The sequence below is a fragment of the Pseudomonas sp. Sample_22 genome, from assembly GCF_004307635.1.
In the GTDB taxonomy this organism is placed as follows: domain Bacteria; phylum Pseudomonadota; class Gammaproteobacteria; order Pseudomonadales; family Pseudomonadaceae; genus Aquipseudomonas.
On sequence record NZ_RCNY01000031.1, the window covers coordinates 106,690 to 128,659 of the forward strand.

A 21,970-nucleotide genomic window follows, 5' to 3' on the forward strand; every position below is an offset into this window, starting at 1 on the left:
CCACGGTGTAACGCGCTAAGGTTCGGCTCCCCGACGCGCTTAATTTGCTGTGCTCCGCCGCGCGGGTTCGCTGGCGGCCGGCACCCGTGACCTGACGAGTAAACGATGGCTGATTTACCGATCAACGACCTAAACGTCGCCTCCAACGAGACACTGATCACCCCCGATCAGCTCAAGCGCGATATTCCCCTGAGCGACGCTGCGTTGCGCACCGTGACCAAGGGCCGCGAAGTCATTCGCAATATTCTCGATGGCACCGACCATCGCCTGTTCGTCGTCATCGGGCCTTGCTCGATCCACGACATCAAGGCAGCCCACGAATACGCCGAGCGCCTGAAGGTTCTCGCCGCAGAAGTGTCCGATACCCTGTATCTGGTCATGCGTGTGTATTTCGAGAAGCCACGCACCACCGTCGGCTGGAAAGGCTTGATCAACGATCCGTACCTGGACGACTCGTTCAAGATCCAGGACGGGCTGCACATCGGTCGTCAACTGCTGCTGGACCTGGCCGAAATGGGCCTGCCAACCGCCACCGAAGCCCTCGATCCGATCTCCCCGCAATATCTGCAGGACCTGATCAGCTGGTCGGCCATCGGCGCGCGCACCACCGAATCGCAGACTCACCGTGAAATGGCCTCCGGCCTGTCCTCGGCTGTCGGCTTCAAGAACGGCACCGATGGCGGCCTGACCGTGGCGATCAACGCCCTGCAATCGGTTTCCAGCCCGCACCGCTTCCTGGGGATCAACCAGGAAGGTGGCGTGTCGATCGTGACCACCAAGGGCAACGCCTACGGTCACGTCGTGCTGCGCGGCGGCAACGGCAAGCCTAACTACGACTCGGTCAGCGTCGCCCTGTGCGAGCAAGCGCTGAACAAAGCGAAGATCAAGCCGAACATCATGGTCGATTGCAGCCACGCCAACTCCAACAAGGACCCGGCCCTGCAACCGCTGGTGATGGAGAACGTCGCCAACCAGATCCTCGAAGGCAACCAGTCGATCATCGGCCTGATGGTCGAAAGCCACCTGAACTGGGGTTGCCAGGCTATCCCGAAAGACCTCGCCGACCTGCAATACGGTGTGTCGATCACCGATGCCTGCATCGACTGGACAGCGACCGAAAACACCTTGCGCAGCATGCATGCCAAGCTCAAGGACGTGCTGCCGAAACGCAAACGCACCTGATCGCCATTTGCGGCAGACAAAAAAACGCCGGGCTGAACCCGGCGTTTTTTTATGCATTCGTTTTGTTGAAGGTCACTGGCTCAGCTTGGCCGCATGCCGCTGGTGACGCTCCATGTAGCGCTCGACGTAGGAACACGACGGGATAACCGTGTAGCCCATCTCTTCGGCGTACTGCAACGCCTGCTCGGTCAGTGCCGCTGCAATACCCCGACCACGCAGTGCGTTAGGCACGAACGTGCGATAGATATCCAGGGTCTGTTTCCCCAGATCCATATAAGTCAGGTAGGCACGATGACCGTCCACATTGGTCTCGAACTGATGACCAGCCTGGTCATGGTGGATGGACAACGCCTCGCTCATCACTACTCCTCGCGGGTCTTGGATTCCGACCCCTACCTTACCGATGTTTTTCCGGCGAAGGAACATCTACGCCACCCCGTGCCTGAATGGACACCGAGAAGAGCTACACCGATCTCGCGCAACCGAGCACGTACAAATAGTAGGCACCATTGGCAGAAATGCTCAAGGTACGCTCGTCATCATGCAGGTTGGCAGGTGTCGCTCCGGGTCACGCAGGACGGGCTCGACCGAAGATCACCAAGGTCGCAAGCCTGAACATTGCCGGATATTGAGACTTAAGACGAGCGCCCGTTGTTAAAGTCACCTGAATAAGGAGAAAGATATTGAGAGGCGCCGCGCAGAATTCGAACAAAAGTGTAGACAGTCCATCTAGCCAGACTTTAGCCAAGACTGGAAAAAGAGCCTCGAACCTCGGGAACTTTTCTTCGCCGGCTCGCTCAGCTCGGGCCTTCTAGCTGGATATTTTTTATACAGCGCAGTTAAAAGTTGCTCGAAAAAGAATCAACGCCTACAATTTTTTAGGCTTCTTGCGTCACGTCAGTTTTACTTACTACAACTTATGGGTAGTATGTACGCCGGCTATTTCCTCACTCTGAGGAGACAGCTACTTAATAGAAAGTCCTTGAAGGGGAACACGATGAACAACGTTCTGAAATTCTCTGCTCTGGCTCTGGCCGCAGTTCTGGCTACCGGTTGCAGCAGCGCATCGAAAGAAACCGAAGCACGTCTGACCGCTACTGAAGACGCAGCTGCTCGCTCCCAGGCTCGTGCAGACGAAGCTTACCGTAAAGCTGATGAAGCTCTGGCTGCTGCTCAAAAAGCACAACAGACTGCTGACGAAGCTAACGAGCGTGCTCTGCGCATGCTGGAAAAAGCTAGCCGCAAGTAATAGTCCTTCGGGATTGTTATCAAGCCGACCCATTTTTGGGTCGGCTTTTTTATTGCCCGGCTTTTGATGCAGGCATAAAAAAACCCGTCGATGCGAGCAACATCGACGGGCTCCTTTCAAGCATTACTGCAGCGGGTCGAGGGGTGCGCTCGATACCATCGGAGCGGCCGTGCTCGGTACGCCGATTTCCACCGGCAGACCATCTTCGGCTGCCACTACATCACGTACCACATCCCAATTCATGCGCAGATTATTGGTGATGTCTTCACGCTTGAGCATCGCATTGATCACAGCCGTGTGCTTGTCGACCACCGACGGATTGCCCTTGTCGTCCAGTGGTGTGTGCGCTTCCAGGTAAACCTTGCCGCCACTCACGCCGAACTTGTAGGAGTCGTTGATGATCCGCACCGACGTCCCGACTGGCACCATGCCGGCCATTTCCAGCACGTTGTTGTTGAACATGCGGAAGCAGCCGTGGCTGGTGCGCATGCCGATGCCGAATTTCTTGTTCGAACCGTGGATCAGGTAGCCCGGGGTGCCCAGGGTGAACTTGAACGGCCCCAGCGGGTTGTCCGGGCCGGCCGGCACCACATTCGGCAACGGGTCGCCGTCGGCGGCGTGCTCGGCCTTGATCGATGCTGGAGGCGTCCAGGTCGGGTTTGGCGTCTTGGCGATGATGCTGGTGTGGGCAATCGGCGAGCCCCAGCCTTCACGACCGATTCCCAGCGGGAAGGTGTAGACCACGTTCCGGCCTTTCGGGAAGTAGTAGAGGCGGTACTCGGCGAGGTTGATGACGATGCCTTCACGCGGCCCCGGCGGCAGAATGAAGCGGGTCGGCAGCACGATTTCGGTGCCGGCGCCCGGCAGCCATGGGTCCACGCCAGGGTTGGCCGCGACCATTTCCGTGTAGCCCAGGTCGTAGGTGGTGCCAAGGTCGGCGAAGGTATCTTCGTATTTGGCCTTGATCACTTGCACCTGGCCGACGATGTCTTCCCCAGGCGGTGGTAGTGGCAGCTCCAATGCTGCGACGGGGCCAGCTACACAGAGAGCGGCAAGTGTCAGGCAGCGGGTGACGGCAGGAAAGCGCGGCAACATCCGGAAAATCCTTCGCATGATCAACAGAGGGTATAAGAACGCGATTGTACACCGCTGTCTGTTATTTCGGGGAGGTTGCCCTGGTTACAGGCGATGCAAGGTGGTTCTGGCTTGGGTCGACTGGCAGGCCGTCATCGCTGGGATTGCAGAAATGGATATGTACACCGTCAAGCCGCGATGTCAGATCAAAGCTCAAACCGCAACTCAGGCCAGATCGGCGAAGTCCCGCGTTTTTGCGATTCGAGAATGGCGCGGCACAGCGAACACAGGCGCTGATCCTGGAACACCCGACGATCAACGCTCGACCAACGCGGCTGCGCCGGCAACAGGCTGCCGCACAAGGTCCGGTCCGCCGAGCCGCCCAACTCCAGTTGCCGTGTCACAAGATGCACCCGTACTTCCTGGCAGGCGAACAGATCCAGCTGTTCGTCAGGCTCGATCAGTTGATAGGCAAATAGTGACCAGGCAGGACGCGGCATCGGGGGCTCCAAATCGGGGGCGCCACCTTAGCCGAAAGCCTGCCGCTAGAAAAGTGTCATAACAGCGGTTTTAGGGTAGGCCAGACATTTTCCAGCAACTTGTCCTGAGCCCCGGCCGCCGGGTGTATGCCATCGGCCTGCATCAGGTCGGGATGACCGCCCACGCCTTCGAGAAAAAACGGCACCAGCGGGATTTTCTTCTCGTCGGCCAGGTTGCTGTAGACATCAGCGAAAGCCTTGGTGTAACGCGCGCCATAATTGGGTGGCAACTGCATGCCGAGCAACAGCACCTTGGCACCGCTGGCGCGGGAGCTGTCGATCATCGAAGCAAGATTTTGTTGCAATTGTGTTGGGAGCAGTCCACGCAGTCCGTCATTGCCGCCCAATTCCAGGATCACCAACTCCGGCTTATGCTCTGCAAGCAGCGCCGGCAGCCGCGCCTGGCCACCGGCACTGGTGTCGCCGCTGATGGACGCATTGACCACTTTATCGTCAAAACCTTCGCGCTTGAGCCGCTGCTCAAGCAACGACACCCACCCCAGCCGGGTATCCAGCCCGAAACCGGCGCTGATACTATCGCCAACGATCAGGACAGTACCCGCCGCTGCGTTCTGGGCCATGCACATCAAGGCCAGGCCAGCACTCAAAAACCACACACGCATCGGATTCTCCATGGGCGCAAGCATTCTCACCGCGAAGAACCTCAGCAAAGTGGTTCCCAGCGCGGAAGGTGAACTGACTATCCTGCACGAACTCAGCCTGGAACTGAACAAGGGCGACAGCCTGGCCATCGTTGGCGCGTCCGGTTCCGGCAAATCCACCCTTCTGGGCCTGCTCGCCGGTCTCGACCTGCCGAGCAGCGGCGAAGTCACACTCGCCGGCCAAGGCCTGAGCAATCTGGATGAAGACCAGCGCGCACGAATTCGCGCCGAGCATGTCGGTTTTGTTTTTCAGTCCTTCCAGTTGCTCGACAGCCTCAATGCCCTGGAAAACGTCATGCTGCCGCTGGAACTCGATGGTCGCAAGGACGCCCGTGGCCGCGCCACCGAGCTGCTGCAACGGGTCGGCCTGGGCCAACGCCTGACCCACTCGCCCCGCCAGCTCTCCGGCGGCGAACAGCAGCGCGTGGCGATTGCCCGGGCGTTTGCCGCCGAACCCGATGTGCTCTTCGCCGACGAGCCAACCGGCAATCTCGACAGCCACACCGGTGAGCGCATCAGCGATCTATTGTTCGAACTCAACAAGGAACGCGGCACGACGCTGGTGCTGGTGACCCACGATGAACGCCTGGCACATCGCTGCCGGCGCCTGATCCGTCTTGAAGCCGGCCTGCTGGTCGCCCCTCTGGAGCCTTGATGGCACGTCTGCCGCTGTTGCGCCTGTTCAGCCTCGCCATCCGCCAACTGCTGCGCGACGCTCGCGCCGGTGAATTGCGGGTATTGTTTTTCGCGCTGTTGGTGGCCGTGGCCGCGAGTACTGCCATTGGTTATTTCGGCGCTCGCCTGAACGGTGCCATGATGCTGCGCGCCACCGAATTCCTCGGGGCCGATCTGGTGCTGGAAGGCAGCTCCGAAGCGCGCCCGGAACAAATCAGAAGCGGCACCGAGCTGGGTCTGCAACATGCGCAAGTGGTGGAGTTTTCCAGCGTCATCGCCACCGACAACGGCATTCAACTGTCCAGCATCAAGGCTGCCGACGATCTCTATCCACTGCGCGGCGAACTGAAAAGCGCCCCCGCCCCTTTCGCCCCGGAAGCACCCGGAGGGAGACCGAAACCCGGCGAAGCCTGGGTCGAAGCCCGATTGCTGACAGCGCTGAACCTGAAGATCGGCGACAGCATCGATGTGGGCATGAAAACCCTGACACTGGCGCGCGTGTTGACCTACGAACCGGACCGTGCGGGCAACTTCTACAGTTTGACGCCGCGCGTGCTGATCAATCTCAACGACCTTGCCGCCACCGGCGTCGTCCAGCCCGGCAGTCGGGTCAGTTACCGCGAGCTCTGGCGCGGGAACGCCGAGACGCTTGAGCTCTATCGTCAATTGATCAAACCCGGCCTGGCCGCCAATCAGCGCATCCAGGATGCGCGCGATGGCAACCGGCAGATTGGCGGCGCACTGGGCAAGGCCGAGCGTTATTTGAACATGGCCAGTCTGGTCGCGGTGCTGCTGGCCGGTGTCGCCGTGGCGCTGTCGGCAACGCGCTTTGCCACTCGCCGCTTCGATGCCAGTGCGCTGTTGCGCTGCCTTGGTTTGTCCCGCCGGGAAACCCTGGTGCTGTTCAGTCTGCAACTGGCCGTCCTCGGCCTGCTCGCCAGCATCACCGGTGCGGTCATCGGCTGGCTTGCGCAACTGGGCTTGTTCGCCCTGCTGCACGACTTGTTGCCGACCGATGTGCCCCCCGGCGGCCTGTTTCCGGCCTTCGCCGGAATCGGCACAGGTTTGGTTGCACTGGCCGGGTTTGCCTTGCCGCCACTGGCTGCACTGGGTCGGGTACCACCGCTGCGGGTGTTGCGGCGGGACATGCTGCCGATCCCGTCGAGTTCCTGGATGGTCTACGGCGCTGCATTGGGCGCCCTCGGCCTGATCATGTGGCGCCTGAGCCTGGACCTTCTGCTGACCTTCGCCCTGCTCGGTGGTGGCGTCGTTGCGGCGCTGGTGCTGGGCGGCTTGTTGTTGCTGCTGCTGAAAAGTCTGCGGCGAATGCTGGCCCGTGCGTCTTTGCCGTGGCGGCTGGGGCTGGGTCAATTGTTGCGCCATCCCCTGGCGGCGGCGGGACAATCACTGGCATTCGGCCTGATCCTGCTGTCGATGGCGTTGATTGCGCTGCTGCGCGGTGAATTGCTCGATACCTGGCAGAACCAGTTGCCGAAAAATGCACCGAACTACTTTGCGCTGAACATTCTGCCGGGGGATAAACAGGCCTTCGCCGATCGCCTGATGGAGTTGTCGGCGCAATCGGCGCCGCTGTATCCGGTGGTACCGGGACGCCTGATCAGCATCAACGGCGAGCCAGTGCAGCAGATCGTCACCAAGGAGTCCGCAGGTGACCGGGCGATCCAGCGGGACTTGAGCCTGACCTGGGCGGCGGACTTGCCAGCGGGCAACAAACTCACGGCTGGCAACTGGTGGCCCGAGCAGGCGCCGGATGACATTCCCGGCGTCTCGGTGGAAGGCAAGGTCGCCGAGAGCCTGAAGCTCAAGCTCGGCGACCATCTGATCTTCACCGTTGGCGGGGTCAATCGCGAGGCTAAAGTCACCAGTCTGCGGGAGATCAACTGGGATAACTTCCAGCCGAACTTCTTCATGATCTTCCAGCCCGGGACCTTGAAGGACCTGCCGGCAACTTACCTGACCAGCTTCTACCTCGCATCGGGTCATGACCAGCAGATCGTCGATTTGTCCCGGGCTTTTCCGGCGGTAACCATTTTGCAAGTCGAGGCGCTGTTGGCGCAGCTGCGCAGCATCCTCGCCCAGGTCACCCTGGCGGTGGAGTACGTGCTGTTATTCGTGCTGGCAGCGGGAATGGCGGTGTTGTTTTCCGGGCTGCAAGCGACACTGGACGAGCGCATTCGTCAGGGCGCTTTATTGCGGGCGCTGGGTGCAGAGCGGCAATTGCTGGTCAAGGCGCGGCGAATCGAGTTCGGTTTGCTGGGCGCAGTCAGCGGCTTGCTGGCAGCGCTGGGCTCGGAAGTCGTGAGCCTGGTGCTTTACCGATATGCGTTCGACCTGCCCTGGCATCCGCATCCGTGGCTGCTGGTGTTGCCATTGATCGGTGCTGTGCTGATCGGCGGCGCCGGTGTATTCGGCACTCGCCGCGCCTTGAATGCCAGCCCGCTGACAGTTTTGCGCGAGGGTTGATAAACTCAAGCGCTCTTAATCACAAGAAGTCGCCATGAGCCGCTACCGCCCTCCCCGCACCGCCGGCACCGCGCTGATCACCCCCGAAGGTGAAGCGCGGATGCGTGCCGAGTTTCATGAGCTTTGGCATGTCCGTAGGCCGCAAGTCACGCAATCTGTCAGCGAAGCGGCGGCACAGGGCGATCGCTCGGAAAACGCCGAATACACCTACGGCAAAAAGATGCTGCGGGAAATCGACAGTCGCGTGCGGTTTCTCACTAAACGCCTGGAAGCGCTCAAGGTCGTCAGTGAAAAGCCCAGCGACCCGAACAAAGTCTATTTCGGTGCGTGGGTCACCATCGAGGACGAGGACGGCAAAGAGTCCCGTTATCGCATCGTCGGGCCGGATGAGCTGGACTTGAAACAGGGCCTGATCAGCATCGATTCACCGCTGGCCCGCGCCTTGATCGGCAAGGCTCTGGACGCCGAAGTGCGAGTCCAGACGCCTACCGGCGAACAATGTGTGTACATCGTTTCGATCGACTATCCGTAAGCCGTAGCGCTCGGCATTCAGCGACGGGTAATCAGCCCTTGCCGGGCGACACGGGTCAGTTGCCTGATGACTTCGGGGGCGTCTTCGAGGTTTGGCGATTGAATCACCGCCAGATCAAAACTGTCGCTGGCAAAACGGGCCAGGGATTCGCCGTCGTCGACGAACTGGATCAGGAACGCAGCGGGACCGCCGTTACGACGTGGCCAACCATCGAGATAACGCAGGAGCGTCGGCTGATGCTTGCCGCCAAGCAGGATTTTTGGATTGCGCTGGGTGAGGTGTGCCGTGATCGGCGCGGGACGTACTACAGGGTTTAGTGCATTCATCGTGTCGTGTCTCTGCCTCAAAAGTCTGCATGGCAGGTGAGAGGCAACACCGAACCAGCGCTTTAGCGGTATTTCGAAGCCTGTTTCAAGCTTCTATCGGCAACTGAATGAGTCACCTGGCGCCCCGCAAGTAGCTGTTTAAATCGGCGCATGGGCAGCATCCTAGATAAGCTGACCGGACAGTGTCAAGAATGACGCGTAACAAAAAAAGGCCCGCACAATGCTCATTGTGCGGGCCTTTGCCTTGAGCCAGAGCGGTCAGCCGGCGATGGCGCGGTCTGCCGAGAGCTTGCCGGCGCCTTCGATCAGTACCGCGATGCTGCCACCGAGCAGTGCGAGAGCGAACTCATAACCGTTGTTGGCCATGAACAAGCCGTTGCTGATATGCACCGAGAAGATCGCCACCAGGGAAAGGAAGGTCAGGCCCAGCGCGGCCGGCCGAACCAGCAAGCCGATGATCAACGCCAGCCCGGCGAAGAACTCGGTACCACCTGCCAGCGTCGCCATCAGGTAGCCTGGCGTCAGGCCGATGCTTTCCATGTACTGCGCGGTGCCGGCCAGACCGTAGCCACCAAATGCCCCGAACAGTTTCTGCGAGCCGTGGGCAGCGAAGATGATGCCGACGATAATTCGCAGAACGGTCAGGCCGTAGCCAGCGCGGGTAAACAGTACCTTGTTGATCAGTGTGCTCATGCTGTGTCATCCATTGTGAGAGTGAGTTGGTTGGCCGCTATATTAATCAGTAAATCTCATGTTAAAAGCGCAAAATATCCACCTTAACAATCAGTTTATTCGATCACTTACGAAGGGCAACCTTCTGCCCCTGGGGCTCCAACGACTCCCGCTCCCGATCGAACGCCAGGTAATACTTGTTCACGCTATTAACATAGCTGACAGGCCCCATTCCCACCTGCTCCATGGCAACGCGCTCGACCTGGAAAAACCACTGGTTCGGATTCAGGCCCCGACGCCGTGCCTCGGCACGCATTCCTTGCACCCGCTCCGGTCCGATGTTGTAGGCCGCCAGCACGAAGGCCATTCGCTCGCGTTCGTTGAGCTTGGGGCTGGCGAAAAACTTGCGACGAATCATCGCCAGATACTTGGCCCCGGCCTGCACATTGGCATCGAGATCCTGAATATTGTTGACCCCCACCCGCTGGGCCGCGGAAGGCGTGATCTGCATCAGCCCGGTCGGCGCACCGCCACTGCGCGCCGTCGGCTTCAGGCCTGACTCCTTGAACGCCAGCGCCGCCAGGTTCAACCAGTCCATGTTTTGCGCATCGGCATGCTTTTGCAGCACTGGTCGCAGCTTTTCCAGACGTTGTCGGTCAGCCTTGGCCAGTGGGTAGTGAACCTGGTACAGGCGCCGATAAATGCGCAGGAAGGCCGCATCCTGATCCGACGGCTTTTTGTAACCGGTGAGAAAGCGATCAATGCTGGCGCGCAGCATCGAAGCATCGCGACGCACGAACCAGAACTCTTCGCCCGGCTCGCTGATGAGCACCTGTCGATCCAGGCGCAGTTTCGGCAGGATCTTGCCCCAACGTTCGGCGATTGGCTGTTCAACGATGGTCAGATGAAAGATCCCGCCCTGGACCATTTCCAGTACGTCTTCGACCGCCAGGCTGGGATCGACCCATTCGATGTTGACCGCTGGCAATTTATGCAGCGCGAGCTTTTGGTTGATCTGGCTGATGGCATCCCCGGCGGCGCTGCCCGTTGGCAACGCCAGGGTTTTACCTGACAGCTGTTCAAGTCGGGTGTAGCGGCGCTCACCCTTGATGCCCACCAGCACCAAGGGAATGTTCCTGGCCACCGGTTCACTGCTGCTGACGGCGAACCCCGGTTGCAAATCGAGCAATTCTCCAGGCGCAACCAGATCGCCCTCCCCGCGCTGCAACGCGCCGAGCAGTTGATCCTTGGCTTTGGGAATGATCTTGAGGCTGATTTCCTGGCCGTCACGGGCGTGACCATTGAGGTATTGCTCAAAGGCGCGCAAGCGATGGTATTCGACGCCGATGGCCTGGCCCTGGACTTCACCGGAGCTGTTGCGACTCTGGTTGACCAACACCCGCAGCACTCGACTGCTGCGAATTTCCGTCAAGTCTCGGACCTTGGTCGCCGGCACGGCTTGCAGGGGGCCGGGCAGACGCGCGACCGCCGACATCGGCAGCAGCAGCGAACAACACAGCAATAGCAAAACCGAGGGACGAATCATCCACTCTCCGGAAAGAATTCGGGCTGATCACATGAGTGTTTTCATGAAATCAAACGAAAAAACTGAGCGCCTGAGCGCTGGCAAAGTGCGGAAGACTGGCACAGTGATGGCAACCTTGACCACCCCGCCCGGTCCCGCGGCTCAAAAGACAGCTATAACTCGTTGTAGTTCTTGGTTTTTCTTATAAATCTACAGCTCTGATATGCTTTCCGGCCTTTGGTCCGAGGTAGCACCATGCAACTCATCGATATCGGCGTCAACCTGACCAACCCCAGTTTTGCCGACAAACACCAGGCGGTACTCGACCGCGCCTATGCCGCTGGCGTATGCCAATTGGTGTTGACCGGCACCAGTGTCGAAGGCAGCGAGCAAGCGCTCGAACTCTGCGGGCAACTGGATGCAAGTGCGCAACGGCTGTTCGCCACCGCCGGTATTCACCCGCACTCGGCCAGCGACTGGAATGCCGACAGCGCCCGACGCCTGCGCAGCCTGCTTAAAGAGCCGAACGTGGTTGCCGTGGGTGAATGCGGACTGGATTTCAACCGCGATTTCTCGCCACGGCCACAACAGGAAAAAGTCCTGGAAGAACATCTGGCGATGGCCGTTGAACTGCAATTGCCGGTGTTCCTGCACGAGCGGGATGCCAGCCAGCGTCTGCTGGAAATCCTGCGCGACTACCGCGACCAACTGCCCGCCGCCGTGGTGCATTGCTTCACCGGCGAAAAGTCTGCGCTGTTCAGCTACCTCGATCTGGATTTGCACATCGGCATGACTGGCTGGATCTGCGATGAGCGCCGGGGCACGCACCTGCACCCATTGGTCAAGGAGATCAAGCGCGGACGCCTGATGCTGGAAAGCGACGCGCCGTACCTGCTGCCACGCAGCCTGCGACCGAAGCCGAAAAATGGCCGCAACGAACCGGCGTACCTGACCGAAGTGTTGCGCGAGGTGGCATTGCATCGGGGCGAATCCGAGGAAGATCTGGCGGCGCATACGACCGCCTGCGCACGGGCGTTTTTCCGATTGCCCAAATTAGTTTGATCTGCGTCAAGGTCTGTCTTACTGCAATAGCGGCACAATACTGGCACCTTGCCAATGCTGTTTCCGCTATCAGAGAAGACCTACATGGGTACCTGGCTTAGCAATATCTCGCTGAAATACAAATTCTGGGCGGTGAACGCCGTCGCCTTCGTTACCACCCTGCTGCTGGTGCTGTACGCCGTGCAGCTCGAACAACAGGCACGACAGCACGCCGCGCAGGAATCGGCTCAGGCACAGGCGCGATTGCTGGCTGCCTGGCCGGTCGGGCAAGCGCTGCCCAAAGCCGAAAACCTGCTGACGTTCACTCGCGGGCAAGCCCCCTCGCTCAATGACCAACCGCTGCCGAAGCTGACGGATGCCAAGGGCTGGGTCGAGATCAATCGCATGCCGTTGTTCGGTGACAATCTGCTGATCGGCGCCGAGATGTTCACGCGCGCGGACGGCCAGCACGTAGCCGTGCTTGCCCATGGGCCGAGCCTGAGCCAGGTGTTCGGCGAGCGATTCGCCCACTACGCGGTGGCGGTGTTCGTGTTGATGCTGGTCATGCTCGGAGCCTCGCAGCTGTTGATCCGCTTCCTGCTCTGCCAACTCAACACCTTGAAGGACGTGATGCTTCACGTGGAAAAAACCGGTGATTTGTCGGCCCGGGTTCCACTGGCCTGCAACGACGAAGTCGGGCAGATGGCAAACGCCTTCAATGCCATGCAGGCCGGTTATCAGCGGGTGGTCATCACCGTCGCCAGCACAGCGCAGCAGCTGGATGAGGGCGCCGCACGACTGGCTTCAAGCATGAACGAAGTGCAGCACGGCATGCTCGGCCAGCAAAGTGAAACCGATCAAGCCGCCACCGCCATCAACGAAATGACCGCAACGGTCTACCACATCGCCCAACACGCCGGCGCCACACGCGACTTGTCGCAATCGGCCGACACCCTGGCCGGCAGTGGGCAAGCAGTGGTCATGCGCGTTCAAAAGTCGATAGCCGGGCTGTCCACCGGCGTGCAGCAAACCGCCGAGATGATTCAGCGGCTGGCCGAGGACAGCCAGAAAATCAACGGCGTGGTCAACGTGATTCACAGCATTGCCGAGCAGACCAATCTGCTGGCGTTGAACGCGGCAATCGAAGCAGCCCGGGCTGGCGAAATGGGCCGTGGCTTTGCGGTGGTCGCCGATGAAGTGCGCAACCTGGCCAAGCGTGTGCAGGCTTCGACAGATGAAATCACCGTGATGGTGTCAGCGTTGCAGGCCGGGACACGGGACGCCGTGGACTTCATGCAGGAGAGCTCGTTCAAGGCCGACGATTGCGTGCAGCAGGCGCAGGAGGCCGGCGCCGCCCTGGTGCAGATTACCGGTGCGGTGGCGCAGATGCGTGAAAGCAATACGCAGATTGCTGTGGCAGCCGAGCAGCAGAGTCAGGTGGCGGAAGAGATGAACCGGGCGGTGGTGAGCATCCGCGATGTCACCGAAAACACCGTGCGGCAGACCGTCGGGTCGGCAACCACCAGTCATGAACTGGCGGCGCTGGCAGGAGAATTGAGCAAGGCCATCGGGCAATTGAAACTTTAAAAGCTCGCAGCCTGCGGCCGCTGCGGTGCAAGCGATCCTTTTTGCCCATGACGCCTATCACGGCCATAGCCAACCTCGATTCGCCGCCCGCTCGGGCCGGGCCTATTCTTCAATCATGTGTTCAACATGGATCGAGGATTAGCATCATGGGCAAACGTCACCCCAACCTTCCCGCCTGGCAATGGCGTGCCTACCCGAACAATCACCAGCACCCGGCCAACCTGGTGCTGCACCTGATTGCCGTGCCGCTGTTCATCGTGGCGTTTCTGTTGATCGTCTGCGGCGTGTTCAGCCTGAATCTGGCGAACCTTGCCATTGGCATCATCGGGGTGATCGCTGCACTCGGCCTGCAACGCCATGGCCACAGCCTCGAAGCACAAGCCTCCGAGCCGTTCAGCGACCGAAAAGACGCTGTGTCGCGCCTGATGGTCGAGCAGTTCCTGACTTTCCCGCGATTTTTCCTCAGCGGCGGCTGGTGGCGCGCCTGGCGTGAACGCCACCGCCGTCACTGATCAGGCGAACACCGTCACCGTTTGCCGGCTCATGGCAATCAATCGACCTTGCGCGTCCCACATCTTCGCGGCGGCATGCCCGTAACCGTTGGCGGCATATTCGGTTTCGACCAGGTACTTGCACCAGTCCAGGGTGCTCAGCTCCAGCAGAGGCTGGACGAATTCGATGGTCCAGGTCAGCGTGCTGCCCATGGCCGGTTTGTTCAGGAAAGGCATCACCGCCGGCGGCCAGGCGTCCACCAGTGCCAGAATGTGCGATTCAGTGATCGCCTCTTCCTTCACGTCACCACGCAAGCGCACCCAGCCCCCCATCTGACGCGATGTGCTGCCGCTGAACGGCAGCCCGCCGACACTCCAGCGCATCGCCAGATGGCGCATGAATTCCGGGATGACGCCTTCGATGAAGGGCAGCTCCTGGCACTCGTCCCAATGCTTCATCTCGGGTGCTGGCTCGGCCTTTACCGACACTTCAGACGGACGCGAGGCGCCAAAACTGCCCTGAATCAACGTCACCACCTGCCCCTTCTGCATTGCGCGGCCCATCACCTGGCTGACGGCTTTGCCTTCGCGCAGCACGTCGACTTCAAAACTGACGGGGACTTCAGGTTCGACCGGGCCAACGAAGGTGATCGCCAACGATCGCACGGGCCGGTCCGCCGGGACTTTTGCGCGCATGGCTTCGTACTGCAAAGCGGCCACCAAACCACCGAAACTGGCACGTCCCTGAGCCCACCCGGCCGGGATGGTGAGCTCAAACGGTTGGCGGCGGACGGCGTCGAGCAAATCGCAAAAGCGCATGGAAACCTCAGGATCGGGAAAAGGATGCAGGGATCTTAACCAGCCGGCGAAGGCTGTACAGCGCACATTCCGGCCAAATTGACTGACAGATGGGCCGCACAAGCCCCCCGTATAATCCCAAGCCTTGTAGGAGCGAGGCTTGCCGGCGATGGCGTCCGGTGGATCGCTATCGCGAGCAAGCTTTGCTCCTACAGGGGGAAGTGACTGATTTCAGGATTTGAAGCAGTCCGCGCTGAGCTTGTCCAGCACTCGGTCGGCGCGCTGTTCGGCCTGGGCCATGGCGGTGTGCCAACCGGCGACGCAGGGGCGCAAATCCGTTTCCTGCTCGGCCATGGCCAGCCATTGCACGCAGTCGTGCCAATCGCCCAATGCGCCCTGAGCCGACTTCAACCGGGGCATGGCCGCTTTCGGCAAGCGATCCAGTTCGGGGTAAGCGTCGATGCCGTAACGCACACGCTTGATCAACAAGCGCAGGCGATGGCGGTCATGGGCGGGATCGTGCAGGGCCTGGTCGAGTTTTTTCCATTGCTTGCCCAGGCGTTTCTCGATGCGCTTGCCCAAGCCCTTGAGCAAGCCCTGACGTTGAGAGGCCCGCAGAAAGCGCGGGAAGGCATCAAGGATGACCAGCAATTGCGCCAGTTCGGCACTGCTCGCAATGGCCGGATAAGCGTCGGCCATCTGCGCCAACCGCCGCTGCGCAGCGTCGGGTTGACCGTGCTGGAGCAAATACGCCGCCAGCACTTCGCGATCACGCCAGGGGGTGGTCAGGTCGCCCACGGCCGACGCCGCTGTTTCCAGTTGCTCAACGCCGGGCAGTCCGCGCAACGGCCGCAAAAGGCTGCGCAAACGGCGCACGGTAGTGCGCAAGTCGTGCAAGGCCTCAGGGTCAGTCCGGGCAGTCAAACGCGCCTGGCAGGCCAGTAGACGCACTTCCAGGCCCAGAACATGGGCCACCAATCGATCAACCATTGCCGACATCGCTTGCTCCCTGACTCGAATGCCCTCGTGGACTTACATCATGCCTCAACGGCCGGCACGTGACTCACGAATATAGAAGCGCGCCTTCTCGGCTTTTTTCGCACAGCCTTCGAACCCTTCGAATTGTTGCTGGGTTTTGGCCGCGGTCAACAATGACAAGGCCTTGGAGTAGCTGACGGTCCCGGCGAAACCTTCAGCCTTGGCCAGGTCCAGTTCATGCCAGGCGGCATCGAGGTTGCTGCCGCAGCTGTCGCGATAAGCAGTTTTACCGGCGCAACCGGCCAGTGCCAGGGCAATCAGTGGCACACAAATCCAGGCTTTCATCACATACACCTCAGAGATAGGAAAACAGTCATGCAGGTAGGACGGTCTGGCACGTGAAAAGTGCCGTTCATCGCCAGCGCAAACTATAGCGCGAGCAAGAATAATCATCTGCCGCCCTGGAGTGTCGAAAAAACGACGCGTTCGCCGCACCGTGCGACCTTGCCGATTGAAGCGCGCCCCCCGATGGGTGCATTGTTGAACCATTCAAACGAGGGCGATTCATGAAAAAGCGTGTCGCACTGGTGTTGGGCTCGGGTGGAGCCCGGGGTTATGCGCATATCGGCGTGATCCAGGAAATCGAACGGCGCGGTTACGATATCGCCTGTATCGCTGGTTGCTCGATGGGAGCGGTGGTCGGCGGGATCTATGCCGCCGGCAAGCTCGATGATTATCGCGACTGGATCGAAAGCCTGGATTACCTCGATGTTTTGCGTCTGGTGGATGTCAGTTTTCGCCTGGGGGCGATCCGCGGGGAAAAGGTCTTTGGGCAGATCCGCAAGATCGTCGGCGAGATCAATATCGAAGACTTGCGCATTCCCTACACGGCAGTGGCCACCGACCTGACGAACCAGCAGGAAATCTGGTTCCAGGAAGGCTGCCTGCACCAGGCCATGCGCGCCTCGGCGGCGATTCCCAGCCTGTTTACCCCGGTGATGCAAGGCAATCGCATGTTGGTGGATGGCGGCATTCTCAACCCGCTGCCGATTGTGCCGGTGGTATCGAGCCATTGCGATTTGATCATCGCGGTCAATCTCAACTCCACCAACCAGCGTCATTACCAGTTGCCGGTGATCGAGCGCCCTGCCGCTTTCAAGAGCCGGTTCAACAGCCTGCTCAATTCACTGGGTTCGAAAATGCCGTTCCGGCGCAAGCAAGCCGAACAATTGCTGTTGCTGGAGAAGGAAGCGTTGATGGCCGAGGCCGCAGAGATCAATCCCTGGATCGAATCCGCCGAACCCGAAGCCCAGCAACCCGCCGCAGCGCCTGAACGTGACGGCGCGCCGAAGTCCGCCACCGGATCATTCATCATCGACAACGTCGGCCCGGCGTCTTTGCTGGACTTGATCAACCAGAGTTTCGAGGTCATGCAGACGTCCTTGGCGCAGTACAAGATTGCCGGCTATCCACCGGACATTCTGATCAACGTACCGAAGCGGGTGTGCCGGTTTTTCGAGTTCTACAAAGCACCGGAATTGATCGCGCTGGGGCGGGAGATTGCTCGCGATACGCTGGACCGCTATGAGAGCGAGCGGGATGCCTGAGGTTCTCGAGTGCCGGTGAAGGCCCCATCGCTGGCAAGCCAGCTCCCACAGTTATCAAGGTGATCACAGATTTTGTGAACGACACCAATCCTGTCGTCGATCGTTCCCACGCTCCGCGTGGGAATGCATCCCGTGACGCTCCGCGTCGCTTCCAAAAGCGGAACGCGGAGCGTCCCTGGCGGCGTTCCCACGCAGAGCGTGGGAACGATCAGGCAACGACACCAATCCTGTGGGAGCTGGCTTGCCAGCGATCGATCGTTCCCACGCTCCGCGTGGGAATGCATCCCGTGACGCTCCGCGTCGCTTCCAAAAGCGGAACGCGGAGCGTCCCTGGCGGCGTTCCCACGCAGAGCGTGGGAACGATCAGGCAACGAAACCAATCCTGTGGGAGCTGGCTTGCCAGCGATGAGGCCTGCTCAGGCAACACAAAACTACAGACTACCGTCACTCAACAACCGATACCCCACCCCCGCCTCGGTCACGATGAATCGCGGTTGAGTCGGGTCGTCCGCCAGTTTCTGCCGCAAATGCCCGACCACGATCCGCAAGTAATGGCTGTCTTCGGTATGGGTCGGCCCCCAGATATCCTTGAGCAATTGCTGTTGGGTGATGACCCGCCCGGGATGCCGAGCCAGTTGCGCGAGCACCGCGTATTCCTTGCGGGTCAGTGCCACTTCGGCGCCTTCGAGCAGAACCCGGCGATAGGCCAGATCCACCGTCAGCGGGCCGAAGGTCAGTGCCGCTTGCTGGGCTTCCCCTACCGGTGCCTGGCGCAACAGCGCACGAATTCGCGCCAGGAACTCCTGAATGCCGAAGGGTTTGGTCACGTAGTCATTGGCGCCGCCATCCAGCGCCTGGACTTTCTGCCCTTCGCCGGCGCGCACCGAAAGCACCAATACCGGCACCGTCGACCACTCGCGAAACTCGCGCAAAACCTGCTGGCCGTCCATGTCTGGCAAACCGAGGTCGAGCACCAGCAGGTCCGGCTTGTTCAGTGCTGCCTGCGCCAACCCTTCGGTCCCGTTGCTGGCTTCCAACACTTTGTAGCCCTGGGAGACGAGACTGATACGCAGGAATTTGCGGATTTGCGGTTCGTCGTCGATGACCAGGATGGTCGCGGTCTGGCTCATGAATTCACATCAATACAAATAAGTGGCAAGAGAGTAGCGCAAGCACGATCAGGCTTCACAGTCGGCTGTTAATTTTCATAGGCCGGCTGAGCCTGCAAGGGCAAGTGCAAGGTGATGCAGGTGCCGTGCCCTTCAATGCCATCGGCAACGCTGATTCGTCCGCCATGGGCGCCCACCATGCCCTGGCAAATCGCCAGGCCCAGACCGGTGCCCTGCCCGCCTCGATCGCCGCGTGCAGCGGTGTAGAACATGTCGAAAATCTTTTCCCGATCTTCCTCCGGAATTCCCGGACCTTCGTCACTGACCGAGAAAAACAGCTCGTTGTCGTCCACTCCGGCGCGCAATTGCAAACGTCCGTGGGGCGGTGAAAAGCGCGCGGCGTTCTCCATCACGTTGATCAGCGCCTGCTCGATCAGCGCGGCATGCACGTAAAGCAGCGGCAACTGCGCCGGCACATCAGTGCTGACTTGCAGCGGTGCGAGGACCGCACGCAAGCGGCTGAGCGAACTGCCGACGATGTCGGCCGGCGATACCCAGTCCCGCGCCAGTTTCAACGCACCGTGACCGAGTCGGGTCATGTCCAGCAGATTCTGAATGTAGCGATCGAGCCGTTCGGCTTCATCGCGGGTGCCTTCAAGCAATTCCCGGCGATCTTCCAGCGGGATCGCTTCGCCGAGCGCCAGCAGACTGTCGATACTGCCGCGCATGGAGGTCAGCGGCGTACGCAAATCGTGGGACACCGACGCCAGCAAGGCACTGCGCAGTTGCTCGGTTTCGCCGTGCAACCGCGCCGCTTCCAGATCATCCGCCAATTGCGCACGCGCCAGCGCCTGTGCCAGCGGCTGGCTCAGCGCAGTCAACAACCGGCGACGCTGGCCGCTGAGAGTCTGGCCTTCTTTTGCGCAGACACCCAGCAACGCCAGCGGCCCATCCTCCACCGACAACGGCCACCACCACCAACGCCCGAACGGCAACGTTCCGGTGCCGGCGCCAGCAGGCTGATCGTGTTGCCAGGCCCAGTCGGCGGCAGCGCGCTCGGCTTCGGTGAAATCCAGCGGGCCACCGGTTTCGACTTTCCACCCACTCGGGCCGTCGCGATTGAGCAGGCACAACTGCAAATCGCTCCAGCCATTGAGGTGCTGGGCGGCAGCGCTGACCACCGCCTGGCGATCTGTGGCGGCGGTCAGTTTGCGCGACAGGTCGAGCAGTTCCGTGGTTTCTTCCTGCGTGTCACGCAGCGCCTGCAGTTGTCGCCGCTGGCGCGCTGCGAGGTTGCCGGTGAGGGCCGCCATCAACAGGAAAAACAGCAAGGTCAGCACGTCTTCTTCGCGCTGGATGCTGAAGGAAAAGTTCGGTGGGATGAACAGAAAGTCGTAGGTCAGGAACGACAGCGCCGCACACACCAGCGCCGGACCGAGACTGCTGCGCACCGCCACCAGAAGCACTGCCGCAAGGAACACCAGCGAGATGTTCGGCAACGGCAAAACGCTCGCGACCGCCCAGGCCAAGGCAGTGGCCGACACCGTCGCCACAATGGCCAGGGCATAGTCGAACCACACCAGCGCCTGCATTGAACGCTGACGTGGCTGATGCTGCTCGTGATCGCTGTCGATGACGTTGATTTCCAGCCCGCGGGCATGGCGCAACAACCGCGCCGCCAAGCCGCCACCGAACAGACGGCGGCGCAAACGTGGCCGCGACTGGCCGACCAATACCAGACTGGCGCGCCGTTCGGCGGCATGCTGGATCAGGGTTTTCGCCACCTCACCGGCGCGCAACAGCACCACTTCACCGCCCAGGCGTTCAGCCAGTTGCTGAGCACTTTGCAGGCGCAGGCGTGATTGCTCGTCGCGCACGCTGCCGTTGTCCACATGCACCAGGCTCCACGGCAGATGCCGACGCTGGGCGACGCGGCTGGCGTGACGGACCAGCCGTTCCGCCTGGGCATCGCCATCGACACCCACCAACAGCCGACCACGCACCGTCGGCGCCGCTTGCCCCATCTGCCGATAACCCTGGGTCAGGTCGTTATCGACCTGGGCGGCGGCCGTTTGCATCGCCAATTCGCGCAGGGCTGTCAGGTTGGTCTGGGTAAAAAACGCATCGATGGCCGCCCTCGCCTGCTCCGGTACGTAGACCTTGCCATCGCGCAGGCGCTCCAGCAGTTCCCGTGGCGGCAGGTCGATCAGCAATAGCTCGAAGGCTTCTTGCAGGACCCAATCCGGGAGGGTTTCGCGCACCTGCACGCCGGTGATGCCGCGCACCTGATCGTTGAGGCTTTCCAGGTGCTGGACGTTGACGGTGGTAAACACGTCGATACCGGCGGCAAGCAATTCCTGAATGTCTTGCCAGCGTTTTTCGTGACGGCTACCGGGGGCATTGGTGTGGGCCAACTCATCCACCAACACCAGTTTGGGTTTGGCGGCCAGCAACCCATCGAGGTCCATTTCCTCGAGCATCACGCCACGGTATTCCGAACGCACCAAAGGCTGCTGCGGCAAGCCGCCCAGCAGCGCTTCGGTTTCGGCCCGACCGTGGGTTTCGACCACACCGGCAATCACTTTCACACCCTGGCGCAGTTGGGTGTGGGCCGCTTGCAGCATGGCGTAGGTTTTGCCAACACCGGGCGCGGCGCCGAGGAATACCTTGAGCCGGCCACGGCCATCGCGGGGCAGGTCTGCTAACAGCGCGTCGGCGCGGCCGGAGTTGCTCATGTATGGATCTCTCTAATGATCGTTCCCACGCTCTGCGTGGGGATGCAGCCCGGGACGCTCTGCGTCCCCAAAAGCGGACGCAGAGCGTCCATTGATGCATTCCCACGCAGACGTGGGAATGATCATCTTCTACAGGCTTTCCAGCGCCCGATTCAACTCAAGCACATTCACCACCCGCGGGCCTATCAGCGGTTGCTCGATGTGCGCGTCCAGCAGGTTTTGCAGGGTCGCGACCGGCAGGTTGCGCGCCGCCGCGACACGCGCCAGTTGATAGGCAATCGCGGCCGGTGGCAAGTGTGGATCGAGCCCGCTGCCGGACGTGGTGAGCATGGCCAACGGCACCGGCCCCTGGCCGGGCACCAACAGCTTGTTGGCATCGTCGATCACGCGAGTGGCCAGGGCCGGGTTGCTCGGCGCCAGGTTGCTCGCACCGCTCGACACCGTGGCAAAGGCAGCGGCCGATGGCCGTGGGTGGAACCAGGCGTCGCCGATAAAATCCTGGGCGATCAGCGACGAGCCGCGGACCTTGCCGTCGGCATCGCGCAACAGGCTGCCATTGGCCTGATCCGGGAAAGCCACCTGGGCGACACCGGTAACTACCAAGGGATAGGCGACGCCGGTGATCAGGGTCATCAAGACCAACAGGCTCAGGGCCGGGCGTATCATTGTGGACATGTCAAAATCCTCGAATTCTCTGAAAACAA

22 protein-coding genes are annotated in these 21,970 nt (G+C 60.8%); 9 read left to right on the plus strand and 13 right to left on the minus strand.

Annotated features, from left to right (window positions below; translation table 11 throughout):
• The first annotated feature begins 105 nt into the window (after positions 1-105).
• Entirely contained in the window at positions 106-1,182 is a 1,077-nt protein-coding gene (locus D8U73_RS07560; RefSeq protein WP_056856407.1) for a 3-deoxy-7-phosphoheptulonate synthase, read from the plus strand.
• 72 nt (positions 1,183-1,254) lie between these two features.
• Here the strand turns inward: D8U73_RS07560 and D8U73_RS07565 are convergent, their stop codons facing one another.
• Positions 1,255-1,542: a GNAT family N-acetyltransferase gene (locus tag D8U73_RS07565; protein WP_020800382.1), complete on the minus strand. Its 288-nt coding sequence runs from the start codon at positions 1,540-1,542 to the stop codon at positions 1,255-1,257.
• A 637-nt stretch (positions 1,543-2,179) separates the two neighbouring features.
• Between D8U73_RS07565 and oprI the strand changes: the two genes are divergently transcribed.
• The gene (gene oprI, locus D8U73_RS07570) at positions 2,180-2,431 is read left to right on the plus strand and encodes an outer membrane lipoprotei OprI (protein ID WP_003183784.1); all 252 of its coding nucleotides are present in this window, start codon (positions 2,180-2,182) and stop codon (positions 2,429-2,431) included.
• Between the two features lie 123 nt (positions 2,432-2,554).
• Here oprI and D8U73_RS07575 read toward each other — a convergent pair whose 3' ends face one another.
• The 3 genes from D8U73_RS07575 to D8U73_RS07585 all read right to left on the minus strand — a co-directional run bounded on the left by D8U73_RS07575 (position 2,555) and on the right by D8U73_RS07585 (position 4,667).
• Positions 2,555-3,526 carry a L,D-transpeptidase family protein gene (locus tag D8U73_RS07575; RefSeq protein WP_056856408.1) on the minus strand — a complete coding sequence of 324 codons (972 nt, stop codon included), beginning with the start codon at positions 3,524-3,526 and terminating at the stop codon, positions 2,555-2,557.
• A gap of 185 nt (positions 3,527-3,711) precedes the next feature.
• The gene (locus tag D8U73_RS07580) at positions 3,712-4,005 is read right to left on the minus strand and encodes a hypothetical protein (protein WP_003226812.1); all 294 of its coding nucleotides are present in this window, start codon (positions 4,003-4,005) and stop codon (positions 3,712-3,714) included.
• Between the two features lie 56 nt (positions 4,006-4,061).
• Positions 4,062-4,667: an arylesterase gene (locus D8U73_RS07585; protein WP_056856409.1), complete on the minus strand. Its 606-nt coding sequence runs from the start codon at positions 4,665-4,667 to the stop codon at positions 4,062-4,064.
• A 10-nt stretch (positions 4,668-4,677) separates the two neighbouring features.
• Here D8U73_RS07585 and D8U73_RS07590 point away from each other — a divergent pair, with 10 nt between their 5' ends.
• The 3 genes from D8U73_RS07590 to greB are packed head-to-tail and all read left to right on the plus strand — an operon-like array spanning position 4,678 to position 8,397.
• Positions 4,678-5,361, plus strand: a complete 684-nt coding sequence (locus D8U73_RS07590) for an ABC transporter ATP-binding protein (RefSeq protein WP_034150171.1) — start codon at positions 4,678-4,680, stop codon at positions 5,359-5,361.
• Entirely contained in the window at positions 5,361-7,865 is a 2,505-nt protein-coding gene (locus tag D8U73_RS07595; protein WP_056856410.1) for an ABC transporter permease, read from the plus strand. The genes D8U73_RS07590 and D8U73_RS07595 overlap by 1 nt, the downstream gene beginning before the upstream one ends.
• A gap of 34 nt (positions 7,866-7,899) precedes the next feature.
• Entirely contained in the window at positions 7,900-8,397 is a 498-nt protein-coding gene (gene greB, locus D8U73_RS07600; RefSeq protein WP_056856411.1) for a transcription elongation factor GreB, read from the plus strand.
• Between the two features lie 17 nt (positions 8,398-8,414).
• On the opposite strand, the gene D8U73_RS07605 is transcribed toward greB, so the two are convergent.
• The 3 genes from D8U73_RS07605 to D8U73_RS07615 all read right to left on the minus strand — a co-directional run bounded on the left by D8U73_RS07605 (position 8,415) and on the right by D8U73_RS07615 (position 10,941).
• Positions 8,415-8,723 (minus strand): hypothetical protein, encoded by a 309-nt coding sequence (locus D8U73_RS07605; RefSeq protein ID WP_056856412.1) that lies wholly within the window; start codon positions 8,721-8,723, stop codon positions 8,415-8,417.
• A 258-nt stretch (positions 8,724-8,981) separates the two neighbouring features.
• Positions 8,982-9,416, minus strand: coding sequence for a DoxX family protein (locus tag D8U73_RS07610; RefSeq protein ID WP_056856413.1), 435 nt, complete (start codon positions 9,414-9,416; stop codon positions 8,982-8,984).
• Positions 9,417-9,519: 103 nt separating this feature from the next.
• A complete protein-coding gene (locus D8U73_RS07615) occupies positions 9,520-10,941 on the minus strand; it encodes a transglycosylase SLT domain-containing protein (RefSeq protein WP_056856414.1) in 1,422 nt (473 codons plus the stop codon).
• Between the two features lie 234 nt (positions 10,942-11,175).
• Between D8U73_RS07615 and D8U73_RS07620 the strand changes: the two genes are divergently transcribed.
• The 3 genes from D8U73_RS07620 (at position 11,176) to D8U73_RS07630 (ending at position 14,060) form a co-directional block, all read left to right on the plus strand.
• Positions 11,176-11,982 (plus strand): TatD family hydrolase, encoded by an 807-nt coding sequence (locus D8U73_RS07620; RefSeq protein WP_130904097.1) that lies wholly within the window; start codon positions 11,176-11,178, stop codon positions 11,980-11,982.
• Positions 11,983-12,066: 84 nt separating this feature from the next.
• On the plus strand, positions 12,067-13,548 hold the full coding sequence (locus D8U73_RS07625) for a methyl-accepting chemotaxis protein (RefSeq protein WP_130904098.1): 1,482 nt from the start codon (positions 12,067-12,069) through the stop codon (positions 13,546-13,548).
• 146 nt (positions 13,549-13,694) lie between these two features.
• Positions 13,695-14,060 (plus strand): Mpo1-like protein, encoded by a 366-nt coding sequence (locus D8U73_RS07630; RefSeq protein WP_056856416.1) that lies wholly within the window; start codon positions 13,695-13,697, stop codon positions 14,058-14,060.
• Here D8U73_RS07630 and D8U73_RS07635 read toward each other — a convergent pair whose 3' ends face one another.
• The 3 genes from D8U73_RS07635 to D8U73_RS07645 form a co-directional block, all read right to left on the minus strand.
• Positions 14,061-14,858 carry a thioesterase family protein gene (locus tag D8U73_RS07635; protein ID WP_130904099.1) on the minus strand — a complete coding sequence of 266 codons (798 nt, stop codon included), beginning with the start codon at positions 14,856-14,858 and terminating at the stop codon, positions 14,061-14,063.
• Positions 14,859-15,068: 210 nt separating this feature from the next.
• A complete protein-coding gene (locus tag D8U73_RS07640) occupies positions 15,069-15,836 on the minus strand; it encodes a CHAD domain-containing protein (protein ID WP_056856418.1) in 768 nt (255 codons plus the stop codon).
• Positions 15,837-15,881: 45 nt separating this feature from the next.
• Entirely contained in the window at positions 15,882-16,160 is a 279-nt protein-coding gene (locus D8U73_RS07645; protein WP_056856419.1) for a hypothetical protein, read from the minus strand.
• A 221-nt stretch (positions 16,161-16,381) separates the two neighbouring features.
• Here D8U73_RS07645 and D8U73_RS07650 point away from each other — a divergent pair, with 221 nt between their 5' ends.
• Positions 16,382-17,422 carry a patatin-like phospholipase family protein gene (locus tag D8U73_RS07650; protein ID WP_130904100.1) on the plus strand — a complete coding sequence of 347 codons (1,041 nt, stop codon included), beginning with the start codon at positions 16,382-16,384 and terminating at the stop codon, positions 17,420-17,422.
• Positions 17,423-17,853: 431 nt separating this feature from the next.
• On the opposite strand, the gene D8U73_RS07660 is transcribed toward D8U73_RS07650, so the two are convergent.
• The 3 genes from D8U73_RS07660 to kdpC form a co-directional block, all read right to left on the minus strand.
• Positions 17,854-18,552, minus strand: a complete 699-nt coding sequence (locus D8U73_RS07660) for a response regulator (protein ID WP_056856421.1) — start codon at positions 18,550-18,552, stop codon at positions 17,854-17,856.
• A gap of 68 nt (positions 18,553-18,620) precedes the next feature.
• Entirely contained in the window at positions 18,621-21,266 is a 2,646-nt protein-coding gene (locus D8U73_RS07665; RefSeq protein WP_130904102.1) for a sensor histidine kinase KdpD, read from the minus strand.
• A gap of 129 nt (positions 21,267-21,395) precedes the next feature.
• Positions 21,396-21,941, minus strand: coding sequence for a potassium-transporting ATPase subunit KdpC (gene kdpC, locus D8U73_RS07670; RefSeq protein ID WP_130904103.1), 546 nt, complete (start codon positions 21,939-21,941; stop codon positions 21,396-21,398).
• Positions 21,942-21,970 lie beyond the last annotated feature (29 nt).

Excerpts from the sequence above, each read along its gene's own strand:
- D8U73_RS07560 (WP_056856407.1), top strand. The coding sequence starts at position 106 with ATGGCTGATTTACCGATCAACGACCTAAACGTCGCCTCCAACGAGACA.
- D8U73_RS07565 (WP_020800382.1), bottom strand. The coding sequence starts at position 1,542 with ATGAGCGAGGCGTTGTCCATCCACCATGACCAGGCTGGTCATCAGTTC.
- oprI (WP_003183784.1), top strand. The coding sequence starts at position 2,180 with ATGAACAACGTTCTGAAATTCTCTGCTCTGGCTCTGGCCGCAGTTCTG.
- D8U73_RS07575 (WP_056856408.1), bottom strand. The coding sequence starts at position 3,526 with ATGTTGCCGCGCTTTCCTGCCGTCACCCGCTGCCTGACACTTGCCGCT.
- D8U73_RS07580 (WP_003226812.1), bottom strand. The coding sequence starts at position 4,005 with ATGCCGCGTCCTGCCTGGTCACTATTTGCCTATCAACTGATCGAGCCT.
- D8U73_RS07585 (WP_056856409.1), bottom strand. The coding sequence starts at position 4,667 with ATGCGTGTGTGGTTTTTGAGTGCTGGCCTGGCCTTGATGTGCATGGCC.
- D8U73_RS07590 (WP_034150171.1), top strand. The coding sequence starts at position 4,678 with ATGGGCGCAAGCATTCTCACCGCGAAGAACCTCAGCAAAGTGGTTCCC.
- D8U73_RS07595 (WP_056856410.1), top strand. The coding sequence starts at position 5,361 with ATGGCACGTCTGCCGCTGTTGCGCCTGTTCAGCCTCGCCATCCGCCAA.
- greB (WP_056856411.1), top strand. The coding sequence starts at position 7,900 with ATGAGCCGCTACCGCCCTCCCCGCACCGCCGGCACCGCGCTGATCACC.
- D8U73_RS07605 (WP_056856412.1), bottom strand. The coding sequence starts at position 8,723 with ATGAATGCACTAAACCCTGTAGTACGTCCCGCGCCGATCACGGCACAC.
- D8U73_RS07610 (WP_056856413.1), bottom strand. The coding sequence starts at position 9,416 with ATGAGCACACTGATCAACAAGGTACTGTTTACCCGCGCTGGCTACGGC.
- D8U73_RS07615 (WP_056856414.1), bottom strand. The coding sequence starts at position 10,941 with ATGATTCGTCCCTCGGTTTTGCTATTGCTGTGTTGTTCGCTGCTGCTG.
- D8U73_RS07620 (WP_130904097.1), top strand. The coding sequence starts at position 11,176 with ATGCAACTCATCGATATCGGCGTCAACCTGACCAACCCCAGTTTTGCC.
- D8U73_RS07625 (WP_130904098.1), top strand. The coding sequence starts at position 12,067 with ATGGGTACCTGGCTTAGCAATATCTCGCTGAAATACAAATTCTGGGCG.
- D8U73_RS07630 (WP_056856416.1), top strand. The coding sequence starts at position 13,695 with ATGGGCAAACGTCACCCCAACCTTCCCGCCTGGCAATGGCGTGCCTAC.
- D8U73_RS07635 (WP_130904099.1), bottom strand. The coding sequence starts at position 14,858 with ATGCGCTTTTGCGATTTGCTCGACGCCGTCCGCCGCCAACCGTTTGAG.
- D8U73_RS07640 (WP_056856418.1), bottom strand. The coding sequence starts at position 15,836 with ATGTCGGCAATGGTTGATCGATTGGTGGCCCATGTTCTGGGCCTGGAA.
- D8U73_RS07645 (WP_056856419.1), bottom strand. The coding sequence starts at position 16,160 with ATGAAAGCCTGGATTTGTGTGCCACTGATTGCCCTGGCACTGGCCGGT.
- D8U73_RS07650 (WP_130904100.1), top strand. The coding sequence starts at position 16,382 with ATGAAAAAGCGTGTCGCACTGGTGTTGGGCTCGGGTGGAGCCCGGGGT.
- D8U73_RS07660 (WP_056856421.1), bottom strand. The coding sequence starts at position 18,552 with ATGAGCCAGACCGCGACCATCCTGGTCATCGACGACGAACCGCAAATC.
- D8U73_RS07665 (WP_130904102.1), bottom strand. The coding sequence starts at position 21,266 with ATGAGCAACTCCGGCCGCGCCGACGCGCTGTTAGCAGACCTGCCCCGC.
- kdpC (WP_130904103.1), bottom strand. The coding sequence starts at position 21,941 with ATGTCCACAATGATACGCCCGGCCCTGAGCCTGTTGGTCTTGATGACC.